This window comes from Spirillospora sp. CA-128828, assembly GCF_050945415.1.
Lineage (GTDB): Bacteria > Actinomycetota > Actinomycetes > Streptosporangiales > Streptosporangiaceae > Spirillospora.
This window is the reverse complement of sequence record NZ_CP191986.1, coordinates 4,925,394-4,945,698: the sequence shown is the minus strand read 5'-3', so window position 1 is coordinate 4,945,698 and position 20,305 is coordinate 4,925,394. Positions and strand designations below refer to the sequence as shown.

At 73.1% G+C, this 20,305-nt stretch carries 17 protein-coding genes; 11 read left to right on the top strand and 6 right to left on the bottom strand.

Features of this window, described 5'->3' with window-relative positions; genetic code table 11:
* Positions 1-31: 31 nt before the first annotated feature.
* Entirely contained in the window at positions 32-997 is a 966-nt protein-coding gene (locus ACQPXG_RS24310) for a DUF3068 domain-containing protein (protein ID WP_433461413.1), read from the bottom strand.
* 143 nt (positions 998-1,140) lie between these two features.
* On the opposite strand from ACQPXG_RS24310, the gene nirB reads away from it, so the two are divergent.
* The 4 genes from nirB to ACQPXG_RS24290 are packed head-to-tail and all read left to right on the top strand — an operon-like array spanning position 1,141 to position 6,588.
* Positions 1,141-3,642: a nitrite reductase large subunit NirB gene (gene nirB / locus ACQPXG_RS24305; RefSeq protein ID WP_433461412.1), complete on the top strand. Its 2,502-nt coding sequence runs from the start codon at positions 1,141-1,143 to the stop codon at positions 3,640-3,642.
* Positions 3,639-5,147 carry an FAD-dependent oxidoreductase gene (locus ACQPXG_RS24300; RefSeq protein WP_433461411.1) on the top strand — a complete coding sequence of 503 codons (1,509 nt, stop codon included), beginning with the start codon at positions 3,639-3,641 and terminating at the stop codon, positions 5,145-5,147. Before nirB ends, ACQPXG_RS24300 begins: the two co-directional genes overlap by 4 nt.
* Before the next feature lie 24 nt (positions 5,148-5,171).
* The gene (locus tag ACQPXG_RS24295; protein ID WP_433461410.1) at positions 5,172-5,693 is read left to right on the top strand and encodes a gamma carbonic anhydrase family protein; all 522 of its coding nucleotides are present in this window, start codon (positions 5,172-5,174) and stop codon (positions 5,691-5,693) included.
* Between the two features lie 13 nt (positions 5,694-5,706).
* Positions 5,707-6,588, top strand: a complete 882-nt coding sequence (locus tag ACQPXG_RS24290; protein WP_433461409.1) for an amidohydrolase family protein — start codon at positions 5,707-5,709, stop codon at positions 6,586-6,588.
* A gap of 11 nt (positions 6,589-6,599) precedes the next feature.
* Here ACQPXG_RS24290 and ACQPXG_RS24285 read toward each other — a convergent pair whose 3' ends face one another.
* From ACQPXG_RS24285 to ACQPXG_RS24275, 3 genes are all read right to left on the bottom strand, one after another.
* Complete coding sequence (locus ACQPXG_RS24285) at positions 6,600-8,018, bottom strand: RNB domain-containing ribonuclease (RefSeq protein ID WP_433461408.1); 1,419 nt, start codon at positions 8,016-8,018, stop codon at positions 6,600-6,602.
* A gap of 42 nt (positions 8,019-8,060) precedes the next feature.
* Complete coding sequence (locus tag ACQPXG_RS24280) at positions 8,061-8,807, bottom strand: Crp/Fnr family transcriptional regulator (RefSeq protein ID WP_433461407.1); 747 nt, start codon at positions 8,805-8,807, stop codon at positions 8,061-8,063.
* A gap of 208 nt (positions 8,808-9,015) precedes the next feature.
* The gene (locus ACQPXG_RS24275) at positions 9,016-9,936 is read right to left on the bottom strand and encodes a 5'-3' exonuclease (protein WP_433461406.1); all 921 of its coding nucleotides are present in this window, start codon (positions 9,934-9,936) and stop codon (positions 9,016-9,018) included.
* A 105-nt stretch (positions 9,937-10,041) separates the two neighbouring features.
* On the opposite strand from ACQPXG_RS24275, the gene ACQPXG_RS24270 reads away from it, so the two are divergent.
* The 5 genes from ACQPXG_RS24270 (at position 10,042) to ACQPXG_RS24250 (ending at position 16,255) form a co-directional block, all read left to right on the top strand.
* On the top strand, positions 10,042-11,151 hold the full coding sequence (locus tag ACQPXG_RS24270; protein ID WP_433461405.1) for a M24 family metallopeptidase: 1,110 nt from the start codon (positions 10,042-10,044) through the stop codon (positions 11,149-11,151).
* Between the two features lie 227 nt (positions 11,152-11,378).
* The gene (locus tag ACQPXG_RS24265) at positions 11,379-12,608 is read left to right on the top strand and encodes an ABC transporter ATP-binding protein (protein WP_433461404.1); all 1,230 of its coding nucleotides are present in this window, start codon (positions 11,379-11,381) and stop codon (positions 12,606-12,608) included.
* A complete protein-coding gene (locus tag ACQPXG_RS24260; protein ID WP_433461403.1) occupies positions 12,605-13,924 on the top strand; it encodes an ABC transporter substrate-binding protein in 1,320 nt (439 codons plus the stop codon). The genes ACQPXG_RS24265 and ACQPXG_RS24260 overlap by 4 nt, the downstream gene beginning before the upstream one ends.
* A 10-nt stretch (positions 13,925-13,934) precedes the next feature.
* Positions 13,935-15,320: an ABC transporter permease subunit gene (locus ACQPXG_RS24255; protein ID WP_433461402.1), complete on the top strand. Its 1,386-nt coding sequence runs from the start codon at positions 13,935-13,937 to the stop codon at positions 15,318-15,320.
* The gene (locus ACQPXG_RS24250) at positions 15,317-16,255 is read left to right on the top strand and encodes a carbohydrate ABC transporter permease (RefSeq protein WP_433461401.1); all 939 of its coding nucleotides are present in this window, start codon (positions 15,317-15,319) and stop codon (positions 16,253-16,255) included. Before ACQPXG_RS24255 ends, ACQPXG_RS24250 begins: the two co-directional genes overlap by 4 nt.
* A gap of 69 nt (positions 16,256-16,324) precedes the next feature.
* On the opposite strand, the gene ACQPXG_RS24245 is transcribed toward ACQPXG_RS24250, so the two are convergent.
* On the bottom strand, positions 16,325-17,572 hold the full coding sequence (locus ACQPXG_RS24245) for an ABC transporter ATP-binding protein (RefSeq protein WP_433461400.1): 1,248 nt from the start codon (positions 17,570-17,572) through the stop codon (positions 16,325-16,327).
* Positions 17,573-17,717: 145 nt separating this feature from the next.
* Here ACQPXG_RS24245 and ACQPXG_RS24240 point away from each other — a divergent pair, with 145 nt between their 5' ends.
* Positions 17,718-18,740 (top strand): LacI family DNA-binding transcriptional regulator, encoded by a 1,023-nt coding sequence (locus ACQPXG_RS24240; RefSeq protein ID WP_433461399.1) that lies wholly within the window; start codon positions 17,718-17,720, stop codon positions 18,738-18,740.
* A gap of 53 nt (positions 18,741-18,793) precedes the next feature.
* Positions 18,794-19,234 (top strand): Lrp/AsnC family transcriptional regulator, encoded by a 441-nt coding sequence (locus tag ACQPXG_RS24235; RefSeq protein WP_433461398.1) that lies wholly within the window; start codon positions 18,794-18,796, stop codon positions 19,232-19,234.
* A gap of 3 nt (positions 19,235-19,237) precedes the next feature.
* Here ACQPXG_RS24235 and ACQPXG_RS24230 read toward each other — a convergent pair whose 3' ends face one another.
* Positions 19,238-20,155: a TIGR03619 family F420-dependent LLM class oxidoreductase gene (locus ACQPXG_RS24230; protein ID WP_433461397.1), complete on the bottom strand. Its 918-nt coding sequence runs from the start codon at positions 20,153-20,155 to the stop codon at positions 19,238-19,240.
* Positions 20,156-20,305 lie beyond the last annotated feature (150 nt).

Sequence of the window (20,305 nt, the reverse complement as noted above, 5' to 3'; positions counted from 1 at the left end):
CCGGTCCCCGCCTCGCTCCCCGCAACCTCCGTCACCCCTCCATGGTGCACGAGGGCGACGGGTGCCCGACCGCGCGCCGCCCGCCCCGCACCGTCAGCGGCAGCCCGGCCGCAAGGAGCAGCACGCCGGCGCCGCCGGCGGCGAGGGGCCCGGCGGTCCGCAGCAGCCGGATCTTCCCGGCGCCGTCGGCGGACCGGGCGGCCAGCGCCCGCCGCGACTCGGGCGTCATCCGCAGGGTCAGGTCCGCGACCACGAGCCGGCCCGGCCCCTCCCTCGGCCGCAGCGTCGACAGCACCCGCTGCCGCTGGTCGACCGGCGCGCCCGTCCGCGGGTCCACCCAGAACGTGGCGTCGGCCCGGTAGTAGCGGTCGACGGGAACGGCCGCGCTCCCCTTGCGGCGCCCGAGCAGCTCGCCCGGCACGGCGGGAAGCTCGCCGGTGACCTTCGTCTCCGGGACGTGCTGGACGAAGCGGTAGGCGAGCACGCCGCCGACGCGTTCCTCCCCGTCGAACGCGGCCGGCCAGGTGCGCCGCGTCTCGGGGTCGAACAGCTCCAGTCCCTCCTTGCGCGGGGTCACCGGCCAGAACAGCCCCACCCCCGACATGCGGACCCCTGTGTCGCCCTGCACCGCCGCGCCGCAGCAGTTCCGCAGCTCCCCGGTGCGGCGGTCGAAGGCGTACCGCTGCTTCTGGATCTCGATCGTGGTGCCCCGCGCGGTGTCCTGGACCACGGTGCCGGAGTCCCAGACGGCGATCCCGCCATGCGCCGAGCCGGGATCGCCCCGGACCGTGTTCGTCGCCACGACCGTCGCGCCGGTGCGCGGCACGGCCGCGGCGGCGTCGAAGTAGGCGGCGTTCTCGGCCTTCAGCCGCGTCACCTGGTACACGTCCGCGGGCGCGCCGATCAGCGTCGGCGCGACGTAGAACCGCGTGAGCGCGCCGGCGGCCGCCAGGAAGGCGCCCGTGCCGACGAGGGACACTCCGATGATCCGCCGCATCGCCGCCTCACCCCTTCATGCTCCGATGGTGCCCCCGCCCGCCCGGCCCCGCCTCCGGGACGAGACGGCGGTGAGGGCCAGTTAACGCGCGGGTGACGTCCGGGATCCACACGGGAAATACGGGCCGCCGAGGATCGGGGCTCATGGGAGCCGACAGCAAACCGGACAGACGGCTGGTCGTGGCCGGCCACGGACCGGCCGCACACCGCCTGGTGGAGGCCCTCCGCGAGCGCGACACCGACGCCACATGGACGATCACCGTCATCGGGGAGGAGACCCGGACCGCCTACGACCGGGTGGCGCTGACGACGCACCTGGAAGGCGCCGAGCTGGCCTACCCCGCGCACGGCGGCGAGGTCGCCGTGCACACCGGCGAGCGGGTCACCGCGATCGACCGCGCCGCCCGGACGGTCACCACCTCCGCGGGACGCGCCGTCCCCTACGACGCGCTCGTCCTGGCGACCGGGTCGTCGCCGTTCGTGCCGCCGGTCGAGGGCCGGGAGCTGCCCGGCGTCTTCGTCTACCGCACGATCGACGACCTGGACGCCATCCGCGAGTACGCGCGTGACAAGGCGACCGGCGCCGTCGTCGGCGGCGGCCTGCTCGGCCTGGAGGCGGCACGCGCGATCCAGGGACTCGGGCTGCGCAGCGGCGTCGTCGAGGTCGCGCCGTGGCTGATGCCGCGGCAGCTCGACGAGGGCGGCGGCGCGATGCTGCGCCGCCACATCGAGGCGCTCGGCATGGCCGTGCACGCGGGCACCCCGATGCGCGCCCTGGAAGCGGGCGACGACGGCTCCGTCCGGCGCGTCGTCCTCGCCGACGGCGAGGCGATCGACGCCGAGGTCGTCGTGTTCTCCGCCGGCATCCGCCCCCGCGACGAACTTGCCCGCGGCTGCGGCCTGCCGGTGGGGGAGCGCGGCGGCATCGTCGTGGACGCCGGCTGCCGCACCGAGGACCCCGCCATCTGGGCGATCGGCGAGTGCGCCCTCGTCGGCGGCACGGTGTACGGGCTCGTCGGGCCCTGCTTCTCCATGGCCGAGGTGGTCGCCGACCGGCTGCTGTCCGACACCAGCACGGCCGTTTTCGACGGCGCCGACATGTCCACCAAGCTCAAGCTGATGGGCGTCGACGTCGCCAGCTTCGGCGACCCGTTCGCCGGCCCCGACCAGGGGGCCCTGGGCGTCACCTACACCGACCCCGTCGCCGGGATCTACAAGAGGCTCATCGTGAGCGACGACGCGCAGACGCTCCTCGGCGGCGTCCTCGTCGGCGACGCCGAGTCGTACGCGACGCTCCGCGCCTACGTCGGGGGAAGACTGCCGGGCGCGCCCGAGCAGATGCTGTTCGGCGGCACCGAGACCGCGGGCGGCGACCTGCCCGGCGCGACCGTCATCTGCTCCTGCAACAACGTCACCGCCGAGGGCATCCGCTGCGCGATCGCCGAGCACTCCCTCACCGGCGTTCCCGCGGTCAAGGACTGCACCAGGGCGGGGACGAGCTGCGGCAGCTGCGTCCCGCTGGTGAAGAAGATCCTGGACGCCGAGCTGACCGCCGCCGGGATCGAGGTCAGCAAGGCCATCTGCGAGCACTTCGACTACAGCCGCGCCGAGCTGTTCGACATCGTCCGGGCCGGGCAGGTCACCAGCTTCACCCAGCTCGTCGAGGAGCACGGGACGGGCCGCGGCTGCGACATCTGCAAGCCCGCCGTCGCGTCCATCCTGGCCAGCCTCGGCAACGGCCACATCCTGGAGGGCGAGCAGGCCGCGCTGCAGGACACCAACGACCACTTCCTCGCCAACCTGCAGAAGAACGGCACCTACTCGGTCGTCCCGCGCGTCCCCGGCGGGGAGATCACCCCGGAGAAGCTCATCGTGATCGGGGAGGTCGCGCGCGACTTCGGCCTCTACACCAAGATCACCGGCGGGCAGCGGATCGACCTGTTCGGCGCCCGCGTCGAGCAGCTCCCCGAGATCTGGCGGCGGCTCGTCGACGCCGGGTTCGAGTCCGGGCACGCCTACGGCAAGGCGCTGCGGACCGTGAAGTCGTGCGTCGGGTCCACCTGGTGCCGCTACGGCGTCCAGGACTCCGCCGCGATGGCGATCCGCCTCGAACTGCGGTACCGGGGGCTGCGCGCCCCGCACAAGCTGAAGTCGGCCGTCTCCGGCTGCGCCCGCGAGTGCGCCGAGGCGCAGAGCAAGGACTTCGGCGTCATCGCCACCGAGAACGGCTGGAACCTCTACCTCGCCGGCAACGGCGGCATGCGGCCCCGGCACGCCGACCTGTTCGCCACCGACCTCACCGACGACGAGCTGATCACCTACATCGACCGGTTCCTGATGTTCTACATCCGCACCGCCGACCGGCTGCAGCGCACCGCGAGCTGGCTGGAGTCCCTCGACGGCGGCTTGGACTACCTCCGCGAGGTGATCGTGGACGACCGGCTCGGCATCTGCGCCGACCTCGACGCCGCCATGGAGCGCCACGTCGCCGCCTACTCCGACGAATGGCGCGACACCCTCGACGACCCCGAGCGGCTCGGCCGGTTCGTCTCCTTCGTCAACGCCCCGCAGACCCCCGACCCGAGCATCGCGTTCGAGGTCGAGCGCGACCAGATCAAACCCCTTCCGCTGGAGGTGAAACGGTGAACCCCGGACAGGACGCCGGCATCGTCGTCGTCGGGAACGGCATGGCCGGCTCGCGGTTCGTGGGCGAGCTGCGGTCCCGGGACGCCGCGACACCGGTCACGGTGATCGGCGCCGAGACCCAGCGCCCCTACAACCGGGTGCTGCTGTCCAACGTCCTCGCCGGGGTGACGCGGCCCGACCACATCAGCCTGGTCGACGCCGCCTGGTACGCCTCCCACGGCGTCGACGCCCGGCTCGGCGTCGAGGTCACCTGCATCGACCGCGCCGCGAAGACCGTCCACGCCACCGACGGCACCGTCACCCCCTACCAGACGCTCGTCCTCGCGACCGGCAGCACCGCGTTCATCCCGCCGATGCCGGGCCTGGAGGACGGCCTGCCCGAGGGCGCGCTGGTGTTCCGCACCCTGGACGACTGCCGCCGCATCTCCGAACTGGCCGACTCGGCCCGCCGCGCCGTCGTCGTCGGCGGCGGCCTGCTCGGCATCGAGGCCGCCCGCGGGCTGATGGGCCGCGGCCTGGACGTGACCGTCCTGCACCTGGCCGGGCACCTCATGGAACGCCAGCTCGACCCCGCCGCCGGGAAGGTCCTCGCCCGCACGCTGGCCGCCCTCGGCATCGGCACCCGGCTCCAGGCCAACGTCGCCGGCCTGCGCACCGGCGGCGGCGTGGTCACCGGCGTCGAACTGGCGCTGCCCGGCGGCGGCACGGAGGTCATCGACACCGACCTGGTCATCCTGTCCTGCGGAGTCCGGCCCGAGGTCGCGCTCGCCCGCGACGCCGGCCTGGCCATCGGCCGCGCCGTGATCGTCGACGACGAGCTGCGGTCGGTCACCGACCCGTCCGTCCGCGCCATCGGCGAGTGCTCCGAGCACCGCGACGAGGTGTACGGGCTGGTGGCGCCCGCCTGGGAGCAGGCGGGCGTGCTCGCGGGCCTGCTCGCCGGCACCGACCCGGCGGCGCGGTTCACCGGCGCCCGGCAGATCACCCGCCTCAAGGCCGCCGGGATCGAGCTGGCCTCGATGGGCGAGACCCACTTCGGCGACGATGACGACGACGTGGAGGTCGTCCGGTTCACCGACTCCACGCGCGGCACCTACAAGAAGGCGGTGATCCGGGACGGGCGGCTGATCGGCGCGATCCTGCTCGGCGAGACCTCCACCGCCGGCACCCTCACCCAGCTGTACGACCGGGAGTCGCCGCTGCCCGCCGAGCGCCTCGGCCTGCTGTTCCCCGGCGTCGGCACCGCCACCGAGGCCGAGTCGCCGCTGCGGATGCCCGACGCCGCGACCGTCTGCCAGTGCAACAACGTCAGCAAGGGCCAGATCCGCGCCTGCTGGCAGGCCGGTGCCCGCACCGCCGACGACGTCGCCCGCGAGACCCGCGCCAGCACCGGCTGCGGAAGCTGCCGCTCCGCCGTGGAGGGCATCGTCGCCTGGCTGGACGAGCAGGACTCGGTGGGCGTGCAGGACGCGGTGGACATGCGGGACTCGGTGGACGTCGCCTGAGACGCCGCGGGTAGGCTCCGCCGCATGGCCGTCTACGCGCTGGGAGACCAGGTACCCGACATCCATCCGTCCGCGTACGTCCACCCGGGGGCGACCGTCATCGGGTCGGTGACGCTGGGGGAGGACGCCACCGTCTGGCCCGGTGCCGTCCTGCGCGGCGACTACGGGACGATCACCGTCGGTGCCCGCACCTCCGTCCAGGACGGCACCGTCGTGCACACCACGGCGCGGTGGCCGACCGTCATCGGCGCCGACTGCGTGATCGGCCACAACGCGCACCTGGAGGGCTGCGTCGTCGAGGACCGCTGCCTCGTCGGCTCCGGATCGGTCGTCCTCAACCGCGCCCGCGTCGGCGCCCGCGGCGTCGTCGGCGCCGGCGCCGTCCTGACCGAGGGCGGGACCGTCCCGCCCGGGCACACCGCCCTCGGGATCCCGGCGCGGGCCAGGCCCGGCGGGATCGACGAGGAATGGCACACCGAGGCGGTCGCGATGTACGTCGCGAACGGGCGCCGCTACGCGGCCGAGCTCACCCTCGTCCGGCCCTGACCGGGAGGCGTTCATGCTCGACGGACGTCCGCTGATCGACGCGCACGTGCACACCGCCCGGCTCCCGACCCTGCCGCCCGCCTGGCGGCAGTGGGCCGAGGAGTTCGGCTCGTCCCACCCCTGGCAGGACCTCTACGACGCCGACGGGACCCTCGTCCCCGGACGGGTCGACGCCTACTTCGAGGACGAGGGCGTCGACATCGCCCTCCTGCTCTGCGAGTACAGCCCCAGGACCACCGGCATGCAGCCCATCGAGGACCTGCGGCCCCTCCTCAAGCACAACCCGCGCCGGTTCCGGCCGATCGCCAACGTCAACCCGCACCTGCACTACCCGATCGACGCCGAGGTCGAGCGGCAGCTGGAGTTCGGCGCCGCCGCGCTCAAACTGCACCCCGTGCACGGCGGGTTCAGCGTCGCCGACCCCGAGCTGTTCCCCGCCTACCAGGTGTGCCGCGACGCGGGCGTCCCGGTCGTCGTGCACTGCGGGACCAGCTCGTTCCCCGGCTCGGCCAACAGGTACGCCGACCCCACGCCGATCGACGACGTGCTGCGGCTGTTCCCCGGCCTGACGTTCGTCCTCGCCCACGGCGGGCGCGGCTGGTGGTACGACGCCGCGGCGTTCCTCGCGCTGTCCCGCGACACCGTCTGGATCGAGCTGTCCGGGCTCCCGCCCCGCCGGCTCCCCGAGTACTACGCCAGGCACGACCTGCGGCGCCTCGCCCGCAAGTTCATCTTCGGCACCGACTGGCCCGGCGTCCCCGGCATCGCCCGCAACGCCCGCGCCCTCGCCGCGCTCGGCCTGGACGAGGAGACGCTCTCCCTCGTCCTCGGCGGCAACGCCCTCCAGGTCTACAAGGGCCTGTCCCTTCCCGGGGAGGGCCGCTCACCCCGCTGACCGGCCGTGATTCACGCCGCGCGGGAGAAGCGGACGTGGCGGCGGGCCGGATCCGCCTCCTCCAGCCGCACCCGGACCTGCTCGCCGAGCGGCAGGTCCGCACCCTCGCAGCGGCCGAACACCGGCGGCGCCACGAGCTGGACGCGCCCGCCCGTCCGGTCGCCGTTCACGTCGACCACCACGGCGTCGAACACGTCCCCGACGTGGTCGCGCAGCAGCAGCGCCTCGACGAGGTCGACGCACGCGTGGTCGATGTCGGCGCCCCGGCGCAGGGCCCGCTGCATCACCTCGGGCAGCTCCGGCAGCGCCTCCCGTGCCCAGCCCGGCACGGGGCGTCCCGCCGCCAGGGCCAGGCACACCTCCGAGGCGTACCGGTCCGCCAGCCGCCGGATCGGCGCGGTGACGTGCGCGTACGGGGCGGCGACGGCGGCGTGCACGGCCTGCCCGGGAGGTGCCCCGTCGAACGCGGTGTAGCCGGCGCCGCGCATCAGCCCCGCCGCGTCGTGCAGGAACGCGGCGTGCCGGGGCAGCGCCGGATCTAGGGCGCGGACGATGTCCCCGTAGGAGGCGCCGCCCGGCCAGGCGACGCCGAGCGCGCGGGCGGCCAGCCGCAGCCGCCCGACGGCCTCCGTGGGGGCGGGCGGCATGGTGCGCAGCAGCCCGACCCCGCCGTCCAGCATCAGCCGGGCCGCCGCCCGCCCGGTCAGCAGCGAGATCTGCGCGTTCCACGCCTCGGTGGCGAGGTCGCCGCGCAGCTTAAGCGCCCAGCCGCCGTTCGCGTGCACGACCTCCTGCTCGGGCAGCGGCAGGCTCACGCCGCCGCGCGCCGCCTCCGCCGCGATCAGCCGCTCGCCGATCTCGCCGAGCAGCGCGATCCGCGGGTCGCCGCCGTCGTGCCGGGCGGTCGCGTAGTCCAGCCGGTCGTGGCTGCGGACGAGGGCGCGCCGCACGTCCACGTCCGTGATCCGCCCGGCGTCGTCGATGTCGATCGTCCACGCCACGGCGGGACGCTCCCGGCCGGGCAGCAGGCTCGCGGTGCCCTCCGACAGGCGGCGCGGATGCAGCGGCGCGGTCGCGTCCGGCAGGTAGAGCGTGACACCGCGGGCGCGGGCCTCGGCGTCCAGGGCGCCGCCCGGCCGGACGAACCCGGCCACGTCGGCGATCGCGTACCGCACCCGGTGCCCGGAGCCGCGCCGCTGCAGGTGCATCGCCTGGTCGAGGTCCAGGGAGCCGGGCGGGTCGAGGGTGAAGAACGGGACGTCGCGCAGGTCCGCGCGGCCGTTGGACGGCGCCGCGGACTCGGCGGCCTCCGCGAGGACGGCGGGCGGGAACGGGCCGGGAACCGAGTACTCGGCGCGGATCCGGTCGAGCCCCGCGCGGACCTCGGCGTCGGCCTCGGCGGTACGCAGTCGCAGCGGTCGGCGCGGCACAGAATCGAGCGTACGGGACGAACCCGCCGATCCATACCGAATCTACAATGTAAAGGTGCCGGCCCGGTCGTCCGGGCTCCGCGCGAACGCGCGCAGCCCCGCCGGGTCCACCACGGTGATCTTGCGCCAGCCGGTGCTGACGAGCCCCTCCCGCCGCAGCGTGGACAGCGCCCGGGCGACGGTCTCCCGGGAGGCGTCCATCCAGCTGCCGAGCTCCTCCTGGGACAGCGGCGGCGCGATCGCGATCGCGCCGCCGGGCCCCGGCGGGGCGTGCCGGGCGGACAGCTCGGCCAGCTCCGCCAGCAGGATCGCCAGCCGCCGCGCGCCCTGCGCCGACACGTGCGCCTGCAGCCTGCGGTCCGCGTCGTCGAGCCGGCGCACGAACGTGCCGCTGACCAGCAGCCACACGCGCGGATGGGCGTCCAAGAAGGCGGTGAACCGGGCCGCCGGCACGATCAGCGCGCGGACCCGGTCCAGCGCCTGGACGGTCGCGGAGCGCTCCCGGCGGCCGAGCACCGCGCTCTCGCAGACCAGGTCGCCGGGCCCGCGCACGGCCAGCACCACCGCGCGCCCGTCCTCGCCGGCGTAACTGACCTTCGCCCAGCCGGTCTCGATGATGATGATGTGGTCGGAATCGTCGCCCTGGTAGCACAGGGGCGCCCGCGGCTGGTAGGTCCGGGTCCGCCCGGCGTCCCGGAGCGCCGCGCGCTCCGTTTCGTCCAGCGCGTCCCAGAACCCGCCGCCGGGGTCGGCGGCGACACCGCCGCGTGATCCGGTCCGCTCGCTCACGGCACGTCCGTCTCCGGTCCGGGGTTCGGATGAACCGGCACCCGCGGCAGATGGGGGGAGTGGGGCGGTGAGGCCCAGCGCCGCGGGTACCGGTCGCCTGCATGTGCCAATGAGAACCCCTTACCGTTCCGCATGCTGCACGCTGGAGACCGAGCAGTCTGCGTCATCTGACACTTTTCGCGAAAATTGCAGCGAAAAGCGGCTGGAGTCAGCGTGAGAGGGCGTTCAGGAGGCGGTTGACGGGACCGTCGAGGTTCCAGCGGTCGGCGAGCTCGACGAGCGCCTCGCCGGACCGCGGCCCGGCCGGCAGCTGGTCGTCCAGCTTCGCCAGCTCGGGAGCGTCGATGTCGGTGACGACCCGCACCACCGTCTCGGCCGAGGCCAGATACTCGCGGGCCGCCTCCATCCGGCGGCGCGCGCCCGCCGGGAACCCCTCGTCGGTGCCGGCGTCGAGTGCCGCGAGGATGCCGCCGACCGACCCGAACCGGGTGACGAGGGCCGCGGCGGTCTTGTCGCCGACGCCGGGGACGCCGGGCAGCCCGTCGCTGGGGTCGCCGCGCAGCGTCGCGTAGTCGCCGTAGCCGCGGCCCGGGATGCCGTACTTGGCCGCGACCTCCTTCTCGCCCATCACCTGCAGGTTCCGGACCCCGCGCGCCGTGTACAGGACGGCGACGGGACCGCGGTCGTCCACCAACTGGAACAGGTCGCGGTCGCCGGTCACGATGTCGACCGGGCCGTCCGCCGCGCCGCGCACCGCGAGCGTCCCGATCACGTCGTCGGCCTCGTAGCCGGGGACGCCCGCGCGCGCCAGCCCGAACGCGTCCAGCACCTGGTCGATGACCGGGAGCTGCGCCTCCAGGGCGTCCGGCGTCTGGTCGCCGCCGTCCTCGGCGACCCGGTGCGCCTTGTAGGAGGGCAGCGCGGCCACCCGGAACGCGGGCCGCCAGTCGGCGTCCATGCAGCACACGAGCCGGTCCGGCCGGCGGTCCTGGACGAGCCGCGCGATCATGTCGATGAGCCCGCGCACCGCGTTCACCGGCGTCCCGTCGGGCGCCGTCACCGACTCGGGCACCCCGAAGAAGGCGCGGAAGTACAACGACGGCGTGTCCAGCAGCATCAGCCCGCTCATGGGGCACATGCTGCCACGCGGGCCGGCGCCGCGGCGCGCGGACGCTCCTGGGATCCTGATACCGGCGACACCGAGAGATTGGAGAGGGTGAGATTGGAGACGGATGTGACAACGGAGTTGTATCCGCGTGAGCGCGTCGGGCAGGTACGGGAGGCTACCGCCGCGGCGGGCCTCGGGGCGGTCCTGCTGACCCCCGGCCCGGACCTGCGCTACGTCACCGGCTATGACGCCAAGCAGCTGGAGCGCCTCACCTGCCTGGCGGTGCCCGCCGAGGGCGAGCCGTTCCTGGTCGTCCCGCGCCTTGAGCTGCCGGCGGCGCGGGAGTCTCCGGCCGGGTCGCTCGGGGTGGAGCTGGTCGCGTGGGACGAGACCGACGACCCGTACGCGCTGACCGCCTCCCGGCTGCCCGCCGGGATCGCGAAGGTCGGGCTCGCCGACCGGATGTGGGCGGTCATGGCGCTGCGGTTCCGCGCCGCGCTGCCCGGTGCCGAGCAGCTCGCGGCCGGGGCGGTGCTGCGGGAGCTGCGGATGCGCAAGTCCGCCGCCGAGGTCGCGGCGCTGCGCGAGGCCGGCGCGGCGATCGACCGCGTGCACCGCCGGGTGCCCGGATTCCTCAAGGCCGGGCGCACCGAGCGGGAGGTCGGCCGCGACATCGCCGACGCGATCATCGCCGAGGGGCACGCCCAGGTCGACTTCGTGATCGTCGGATCCGGACCGAACGGCGCCAACCCGCACGCCGAGCCGTCGGATCGGGTGATCAGTCCCGGCGAGCCGGTCGTGGTCGACATCGGCGGGACGATGCCGAGCGGCTACTGCTCGGACTCGACCCGCAACTACTGCGTCGGCGAGCCGCCCGCCGAGTACCGCGCGTACTTCGCGGTGCTGGAGGAGGCGCAGCGGGCGTCGTGCGAGGCCGTCCGGCCGGGGGCGACGCCCGAGGCGGTGGACGCGGCGGGACGCGGCGTCATCGCCGCCGCCGGGCACGGCGAGCACTTCTTCCACCGCACCGGCCACGGCATCGGGCTGGAGTCGCACGAGGACCCCTACATCGTGGCCGGCAACCGCGAGCCGCTGGAGCCCGGGATGGCGTTCTCGATCGAGCCGGGCATCTACCCCGGCCCGCACGGCGCCCGGATCGAGGACATCGTCGTGTGCACCGCGGACGGGTACGAGCCGATGAACGTCACCGAGCGCGGGCTGGTGATCGTGGACTGACGTCGCGCGGGGAGCCCGGAGCCCCTCCCGGGCGGCCGTGGGCACGGACGGACTTCCGTCCGTGCCCACGCGGTATTTGCGGACGACACAAAATGACCCGGAAACAGGTCGGTAACGATCTCTGTACCAAATCCGTCAGCTCGCACCCTGTCTGTTGCGGTCCGGGCGGTCTGCCCTGTACCTCCTTGTTGCATTGTTACGGGGGTCAGTGGGGAAGGGGAGACGACGTGGCAGAGGTCGACCTGACCAGCGTCGGGAAGGTGTATCCCGACGGCACGCGGGCCGTGACCGACCTGAGCCTCCACATCGCGGACGGGGAGTTCCTCGTCCTGGTCGGCCCGTCGGGCTGCGGCAAGACGACCGCGCTGCGGATGGTCGCCGGGCTGGAGGACATCTCGGAGGGCGAGGTCACGATCGGCGGCCGGGTCGTCAACCGGGTGCCCGCCCGCGACCGCGACGTCGCGATGGTGTTCCAGAGCTACGCCCTCTACCCGCACCTGTCGGTGCGCGACAACATCGGCTTCGGGCTGTCGCTGCGCAAGCTGCCGAAGGCCGAGATCAAGGAGAAGGTGGACCGCGCCGCGGAGATCCTCGGCCTCACCGAGCACCTGTCGCGCAAGCCCCGCAACCTGTCGGGCGGGCAGCGGCAGCGCGTCGCGATGGGCCGCGCGATCGTCCGCGAGCCGCAGGCGTTCCTCATGGACGAGCCGCTGTCCAACCTCGACGCCAAGCTCCGCGTCCAGATGCGCGCCGAGATCGCCCGCATCCAGCGCGACCTCGGCGTCACCACGATCTACGTCACGCACGACCAGACCGAGGCGATGACCCTCGGCGACCGCGTCGCGGTCATGAAGAAGGGCGAGCTGCAGCAGGTCGCCCCGCCGCAGGAACTGTACGACCGGCCGGCGAACCTGTTCGTCGCCGGCTTCATCGGCTCTCCGGCCATGAACCTGATCCAGGGCACGCTGTCCGGGGACGCGGAGAACCCGCGCCTGGAGATCGGCGGCCAGACCCTGGCGCTGCCGGCCGCGGTGCTGACCGAGCGCCCGGCCCTCGCGTCCCGCATCGGGGGCGACGTCGTCGTCGGGATACGCCCCGAGGACATGGAGGACTCCGAGCTCGTGGACACGCCCGAGGGATTTGGGCTGACCTCCACCACCGACCTCGTGGAGGCGATGGGATCGGACGTGCTCGTCCACTTCGCGATCGAGGCGGCCCAGGTCGTCACCGAGGACACCAAGGAGCTCGCGCGCGACGCGGGGACCGACGTGCTGGGGCACCTGGAGAACCCCCGCACGGACCTGGTCGCGCGGTTCAGCCCGCGCACCCGCGTGAAGGTGGGCGACCCGGTGACGATCCACGTCGACACCGGCCGCCTGCACTTCTTCGATATCGAGTCCGGCGCGTCGATCTGGGGATCGGACGGCGCCGGTCCGGCCAGGGAGGATGAGGAATGAAGGTCAGCAGGCGTGTGACGGGAGCCGCCGTGGCGGCGGGACTGCTCCTGTCGGCCGCCGCGTGCGGCGGCGACGACAAGGGCGACGGCGATTCGACGCCCGCCGGCGGGGGAGAGCTGAAGGGCACCACCATCGAGGTCGCGGCCAAGTGGACCGGCCCCGAGGAGACGAACTTCCGCAAGGTGCTGCAGGCGTTCGAGAAGAAGACCGGCGCGAAGGTCAACTACGCGTCCACCGGCGAGAACACCGACGCCTACCTCGGCCCGCGCATCGAGGCCAAGAACCCGCCGGACGTGGCGATCCTGCCGCAGCCGGGCCTGATGCAGCAGTACGCCGAGAAGGGCGCGCTCAAGCCGCTCGGCGACGACGTGGTCTCCGAGGTCGGCACCAACTTCGCGCCGTACTGGAAGGAGCTCGGCTCCTCCGGCGGCAAGACCTACGGCGTGATCGTCAAGGCGGCCTACAAGTCGATCCTGTGGTATCGGCCGCAGGCGTTCGACGAGGCCGGCGTGCAGCCGCCCGCCGCGTGGGCCGACCTGGTCAAGACGGCGGGCACGCTGCAGGACGCGGGCACCACCCCGTTCACGCTTGCCGCCGGGCCGCAGGACTCCTGGACCCTCACCGACTGGTTCGAGAACGTCTACCTCTCGCAGGCCGGCCCGGAGAACTACGACAAGCTCGCCAAGCACGAGATCAAGTGGACCGACCCGACGGTCGGCAAGGCGCTGCAGACCCTCGCCGAGATCTGGGGCAAGCCCGACTACCTGAACGGCGGCGTCGCCACCGCGACCAAGACCAAGTTCGACGAGTCGGTCACCCAGGTCTTCGGCCAGCAGAAGGCCGCCATGGTGTACGGCGGCGACTTCGCCGCCGCCAACATCGCCACCACCAAGGCCAAGGTCGGCACGGACGCCAAGGTGTTCGCGTTCCCGAAGGCCGGCGACACCGCCCCGGCGATCCTCGGCGGCGACGTCGCGGTCGCGCTGAAGGACGGCAAGGGCGCGCAGGAGCTGATGAAGTACCTCGCCTCGCCCGAGGCGGGCAAGGTCTGGGCCGGGCTCGGCGGATACCTGACGCCGAACAAGAACGTCAAGCCGGACGCCTACTCCGACCCGATCGCCAAGCAGCTGATCGGCCAGCTGCAGCAGTCGGGTGACGCGGCCCGCTACGACATGTCCGACCTGGCTCCCGCCGCGTTCGGCGCGACGCCCGGCAAGGGCGAGTGGGAGGCGCTGCGCCAGTTCGTGCAGAACCCGACCGACGTCAAGGGCACGCAGGCCAAGCTCGAGTCCGAGGCCGCCAAGGCGTACAAGTAGGGATCCCCGGATGAAGGCTCCGAATGAGGAGGTGCCGCCGGCCGTGACGGCCGGCGGCGCCGCCGCCGTCGACGCGCCGGCCGCCCGCTCCGGCGCGGGCCGGGGACGCGAGCGGCTGACCCCGCCGTCGTGGCTCGCCATGACGTTCCTGCTGCCGGCGCTGCTGCTGCTCGGCTTCCTCGTGGTCTACCCGATCGTGTACTCGGTGATCCGCAGCTTCTTCGACGCCTCCGGCGGCTCGTTCGTCGGCGTCGACAACTACACCGGGGTCTTCAAAGGGCACGACAACCTGGTGGCGGTGCGCAACACCGCCATCTGGGTCGTCGTCGCGCCGACCGTGGTGACCATCGTCGGGCTGGTCTTCGCCGTCCTCACCGAGCGGATCCGGTGGGCGACGGTGTTCAAGCTCGTGGTGTTCATGCCGATGGCGATCTCGTTCCTCGCCTCGGGCGTGATCTTCCGGCTGGTGTACCAGCAGGACCCCGACAAGGGCGTCGCGAACGCGGCGATGGTCGCGATCCACGACACCTTCAAGCAGGACAAGAGCTACCCGGGGGCGGGCCCCCGCAGCGGCGGCGGCGCCCCCGTCCGCACTGACGGCGGGGCCGTGGTCACGGTGAACTCCTTCTCGGCGGGGCAGAGCGCGCTCGTCCCGCTGCTGAAGGTCAAGCCGGAGTACCTGCCGAAGGACGCCGAACCGGCCGCGCAGCCGCCCTCGGCCAAGCCGGGGCAGCTGACCGGCACGGTCTGGTTCGACTTCACCCGGGGCGGCGGCGGGCAGCAGAACGCCCCGAACGCGGGCGAGTCCGGGCTGCCGGGGATCAGGGTCGAGGCGGTCCGCGGCGGCAAGGTCGTCGCCAAGGCCACCACCGGCGCCGACGGCACGTTCACGATGACGAAGGTGCCGGACGGGACGTACACGATCCGGCTGCCCAAGGACAACTTCACCGCCGCCTACCGGGGCGCGGAGTGGCTCGGCGGCACGCTGATCACCCCCGCGATCATCGGGTCGTACCTGTGGGTGTGGGCGGGGTTCGCGATGGTGCTGATCGCCGCCGGGCTCGCCGCCATCCCGCGCGACGCGCTGGAGGCGGCCCGGGTCGACGGCGCCACCGAGTGGCAGGTGTTCCGCAGGGTGACGATCCCGCTGCTGGCGCCGGTCCTGATGGTCGTGCTGGTCACGCTCGTCATCAACGTCCTGAAGGTCTTCGACCTCGTCTACATCATCGGCGGCGGCGACCCGAACGCGAGCGTGCTGGCCCTGCAGATGTGGACCGAGTCGTTCGGCGGCGGCAACGACCAGGGCGCCGGCAGCGCCATCGCCGTGCTGCTGTTCGTGCTGGTCCTGCCCGCCATGCTGTTCAACATCCGGCGAATTCGGCAGGAGCGCAGATGAGCACCGCGGAGAAGACCGCCGGGGCGCCGTCCAGGGACGGTGCCGGGAACGGCGCGGCGGGCGCCCCCCGGCGCGGCCTGGTGGCACGGATCACCGGGCGGCTCGGCGGCGGCGCCGCGCAGGCACTGCTCGTCCTGATCGCGCTGTTCTGGCTGGTGCCGACCCTCGGGCTGCTGGTCGCCTCGCTGCGGTCCAACGAGGACAACAACGCGGGCGGCTGGTGGCAGGTGTTCACCAAACCGACGCAGCTGACCGCCGAGTCCTACTCCGCGCTGCTGGACAAGGGCGACTTCGTCGACTCGTTCTGGAACACCGTCCTGATCACCGTCCCGGCGACGCTGCTGGTCGTCGCGATCGCCGCCCTGGCCGCCTACGCGTTCGCGTGGATGGAGTTCCCCGGGCGGGACTGGCTGTTCCTCGGCGTCGTGGCGCTGCTGGTGGTGCCCGTCCAGGTCGCGCTGATCCCGGTCGCCAAGCTCTACGGGCTCATCGAGTTCGGCGGGTTCCACATGTTCGGCTCGATCACCGGCGTGGTGCTCTTCCACGTCGCGTTCGGGCTGCCGTTCGCGATCTTCCTGCTCCGCAACTTCTTCGCGGCGATCCCCCGGGACCTGCTGGAGGCGGCGCGGATGGACGGCGGCTCGGAATGGACGATCTTCCGCCGGGTGATCTTCCCGCTGGGCGGGCCGGCTATCGCCTCGCTCGGCATCTTCCAGTTCCTGTGGGTGTGGAACGACCTGCTGGTGGCGCTGGTGTTCGCCGACACCGGGTCGCAGCCGATGACCAAGTGGCTGCAGTCGCAGATGCGGCAGTTCACCGGCAACATCGACATCCTCGCGCCCGGCGCGTTCCTGTCGCTGATCGTCCCGCTGATCGTGTTCTTCGCCTTCCAGCGCTACTTCGTCCAGGGCGTCCTCGCCGGCTCGGTGAAGTAAGCGGGGGCCGGACGGAGAACGGTGCCCACGGCCTTCTCCGGCCGTGGGCACCGTTCTGTGCGGGACCGGTCAGCCGGACTTGCGCAGGTCCGCCGCGCCGTGGGTCTCGGCGGCGTCGGCGTGCCCGATGGCCAGGCCGCTGGACGGGTCGAAGAAGTGCAGCCGGCGGGTGTCGACGGCGAGGTTCACGTCCTGTCCCGGGCGCACGTGCGAGCGGGAGTTGACGCGGGCCGTCCACAGCGCCTTGTTGTCGATCAGCGGGATCGCCATGTCGCTCTCGCCCTCGGCCGCGTCCTCGGCGAGGTCGGCGGTGTCCTTGTGCTCGACCGGCGGCGCGTCGATGGTGAAGATCACGTTGATCTCGCTGCCGAGCTCCTCGGTGACGCTGCTGCGCACCGCCATCGGCGCCCAGTCGGGCTTGGCGTGCGCGGCGTCCTCGAAGTCCGACGGGCGGATGCCGAGGATGATCTTCTTGCCGAGGTAGTCCCGCAGGCCCGCCTTGGCGTCCACGACCTGGGCCGGCACCGGCAGCGTGAAGCCGGCGAAGGAGACCTCCGCGCCGCCGTCGCCGCTGACCAGGTCGGCGAGGACGAAGTTCATCGCGGGCGAGCCGATGAAGCCGGCCACGAAAAGGTTGACGGGGTTGTCGAACAGCCGCTGCGGGGTGTCGACCTGCTGGAGCTTGCCCTCACGCAGCACGCACACCCGAGACCCGAGCGTCATGGCCTCGACCTGGTCATGGGTGACGTAGACGGTGGTGACGCCGAGCCGCTCGTGCAGCTGGCTCAGCGAGGCCCGCATGGACACGCGGAGCTTGGCGTCCAGGTTCGACAGCGGCTCGTCCATCAGGAACGCCTGCGGCTGCCGGACGATCGCGCGGCCCATCGCGACGCGCTGCCGCTGCCCGCCCGAAAGCGCGGCCGGCTTGCGGGCCAGGAACTGCTCGAGGCCGAGCATCTTGGCGGCCTCGCGGACTTTGGCCTTGATCTCCGCCTTCGGCGTGCCGCGCAGCTTGAGGCCGAACGCGAGGTTCTGCTCGACCGTCATGTGCGGGTAGAGGGCGTAGTTCTGGAAGACCATCGCGATGTCGCGGTCCTTCGGCGCGAGGTCGTTGACGACCTGGTCGCCGATGGAGATCTTCCCGCCGCTGATCTCCTCCAGGCCGGCGATCATCCGCAGCGCGGTGGACTTGCCGCAGCCGGACGGGCCGACCAGGACCATGAACTCGCCGTCGCGGATCTCCAGGTCCAGGCCGTCGACGGCCTTGACTCCGCCGCTGTACACCTTGTCGACCCGGTCCAGCACGATCTTGGCCATCCGAACCCCTTTGGAAACGTTTCCAGCACCCCCTGCCGAACAGGGGATTTGTCTCATTGGCTGGAGTAAACATCATGGAAACGTTTCCAGGGGAGATTCCGTTATGAGAAGATGATCGGGAACATCCGGGAAGGGGCGGTCAAGGATGGCGGAGCGGCGGCCGGCGACGATCAAGGACGTGGCCGCGGCGGCCGGTGTCGGCATCGCCACCGTGTCGCGGGTGTTCTCCGGGACCGGCTCGGTCGGCGCCGCCACCCGCGAGCGCGTGCTGGCCGCCGCCCGTGACCTGGAGTACCGCCCGAGCGCCCTCGGCCGGGGCCTGAAGCTGCGGCGCAGCGGCGGCATCGGCCTGGTCGTCCCGGACGTCACCGACCCGTTCTGCGCCGAGCTGATCGCCGGCGTGCTCGCCTGCGCCCGCACCCTCGGCGAGCACGTCGTCGTGGACGCCGCGCACGGCGACCCGGCCCGCGAGGCCGAGATCGTCGAGCGGCTCGTCGAGCAGCGGGTCGACGGGATCATCGCGCTGCCCGCCGGGGACGAGGCCGACTGGCGCGCCGCCGCCCGGGTCTGCTCCAGCGTGGTGTTCGCCGACCGGGTGCTGCCCGGGCTGGCCGACGTCCCGTCCGTCCTCGCCGACGACGCCGGCGGCGTCCGGTCCCTCGCCGAGTACCTCGCCGGGCTCGGGCACCGCCGCATCGGGTTCCTCGGCGGCGCGCCGGGCCGCCCGTCCGGCGTGCGGGAGCGGGCGTTCCGCGACACCCTCGCCCAGCTGGGCGTCCCCGTGGAGGAGGACCTGGTCGTCGCCGCCCGCCCGGCCCGCGACGCCGCCTACGCGGCCGCCGCCGGGCTGCTGCAGCGCCGCGCGGACGTCACCGCGGTCCTGGCGGCCGGGCACCTGCTCGGCGAGGCCGCCGTCCTCGTCGCGCGCGAGCTGGACCTGCGGGTGCCCGCCGACGTGTCGATCGCGATGATGGACGACGTCGCATGGGCCGAGTTGTGCGACCCGCCGCTGACCGCCGTCGCCCGTCCAGGCCACGACATCGGCTACCGGGCCTGCGAGCTGCTGCTGCGCGAACCCGCCCGCCGGGGCAGGGGAGGCCCCGTCCTGCTGCCGACCGAGCTGGTCGTGCGCGGCAGCTGCGGGCCGCTGCGCCCGTCGCGCCGCTGAGACCGGAGCCGTTCCGGGTCCACGCATCGGCTCCGGCACGCTAGATTTCCCGCGTGGAGGACATCGATCGTCAGATCATGGCGCTGCTGGCCGACGACGGGCGGATGAGTTTCACCGATCTGGCCAAGGAGACCGGGCTGTCGGTGTCGGCGGTGCACCAGCGCGTCCGGCGGCTGCAGAAGCGCGGGGTCATCAAGGGGTTCACCGCCCAGCTGGACAACGGGCAGATCGGGCTGCCGCTGACCGCGTTCGTGTCGATCAAGCCGATCGACCCGGCCGCGCCCGACGACGCCCCCGACCGGCTGGCGCACCTGGAGGCGATCGAGGCGTGCCATTCGGTGGCGGGCGACGAGAGCTACATCCTCAAGGTGCGGGTCGCCTCCCCCAACGAGCTGGAGGATCTGCTGCAGAAGATCCGCGCCGCCGCGAACGTCGCGACGCGGACGACCGTCGTCCTCAGCACCCCCTGGGAGGCGCGCCGCCCACCGCTGTAGGGGTCAGGCGTCCGGTGCCAGTGCGTCCAGGGCCTCCAGCGCGCGGTCGAGGGAGGCGCGCGGGTCGGCGTCCGGGCCGGTGACCTGCGGGTCGAAGTTGAGATCGGCGAACAGCTCGGTGACGCCCTGCGCGGCGATCGCCTCGAAGTCGCCCCGGATCTCCTCGTAGGAGCCGGTGAGCGGACGCCGCCCCTCCCGGCCCGGGGGCCGGACGCGGACCGCGCCCCGGCACACGAACCGCAGCGCCGAGGCGTCCCGCCCGGCCTGTTCCGCGGCCTCCCGCACGACGTCGATGGAGCGGCCGATCCCGGTGAGGTCGGCGCGGCTGGAGCTGACCCAGCCGTCCGCCAGCCGCCCGGCGCGCCGCAGCGCCCCCTCGGAGGCGCCGCCGAGCAGGAGCGGCGGGCCGGGGGACTGCAGCGGCCGGGGATCCATGGTGACAGGCGGGATGTCGTAGAACTCGCCGTGGAACTCCGCGGCGTCCCCGGACCCGCCGCCCCACAGGGCGCGCAGCGCGGCGATGAACTCCTCCGCGCGGGCGCCGCGCCGCTCCATCGGGGCGCCGACCGCGGCGAACTCCTCGCGCATCCAGCCGACCCCGAGCCCGAGGTCGAGGCGGCCGCCGCTGACGTGGTCGAGAGTGGCGGCCTGCTTGGCGAGGATCGGCGGCGCGTAGAACGGCAGGTTGACGATCGCGACGCCGAGCCGCGCGCGGGCGGTGTGGCCGGCCAGGTAGGCCAGCGTGATCAGCGGGTCGGGGACGTTGCGGTAGGTGCGGTCGTCCGAGCCGGCCGGGTTGAGGACGCGCTGCAGCGTCCACAGGGAGTGGTAGCCGAGTTCCTCGGCGCGCCGCGCGACGGTCACCTGGTTGGCGGGGGTGGACCACGCGCCCGACCCCGGGACGGCGAACCCGATCTCCACGCTGTCTCCCTCTCCCGGCCGCACCTTACAACGTCAAGGGCGGCGCTGGTTCAGTGGAAACCGCTCGCCCTTCGTCATGGTAGGTGGCAGATGCCGCTCGGACGCATCGCATACCAGCATGACGAGGGCGCCGGCTCGTCGTCCGGCCGC

Excerpts from the sequence above, each read along its gene's own strand:
- ACQPXG_RS24310 (WP_433461413.1), bottom strand. The coding sequence starts at position 997 with ATGCGGCGGATCATCGGAGTGTCCCTCGTCGGCACGGGCGCCTTCCTG.
- nirB (WP_433461412.1), top strand. The coding sequence starts at position 1,141 with ATGGGAGCCGACAGCAAACCGGACAGACGGCTGGTCGTGGCCGGCCAC.
- ACQPXG_RS24295 (WP_433461410.1), top strand. The coding sequence starts at position 5,172 with ATGGCCGTCTACGCGCTGGGAGACCAGGTACCCGACATCCATCCGTCC.
- ACQPXG_RS24290 (WP_433461409.1), top strand. The coding sequence starts at position 5,707 with ATGCTCGACGGACGTCCGCTGATCGACGCGCACGTGCACACCGCCCGG.
- ACQPXG_RS24275 (WP_433461406.1), bottom strand. The coding sequence starts at position 9,936 with ATGAGCGGGCTGATGCTGCTGGACACGCCGTCGTTGTACTTCCGCGCC.
- ACQPXG_RS24260 (WP_433461403.1), top strand. The coding sequence starts at position 12,605 with ATGAAGGTCAGCAGGCGTGTGACGGGAGCCGCCGTGGCGGCGGGACTG.
- ACQPXG_RS24255 (WP_433461402.1), top strand. The coding sequence starts at position 13,935 with ATGAAGGCTCCGAATGAGGAGGTGCCGCCGGCCGTGACGGCCGGCGGC.
- ACQPXG_RS24250 (WP_433461401.1), top strand. The coding sequence starts at position 15,317 with ATGAGCACCGCGGAGAAGACCGCCGGGGCGCCGTCCAGGGACGGTGCC.
- ACQPXG_RS24245 (WP_433461400.1), bottom strand. The coding sequence starts at position 17,572 with ATGGCCAAGATCGTGCTGGACCGGGTCGACAAGGTGTACAGCGGCGGA.
- ACQPXG_RS24240 (WP_433461399.1), top strand. The coding sequence starts at position 17,718 with ATGGCGGAGCGGCGGCCGGCGACGATCAAGGACGTGGCCGCGGCGGCC.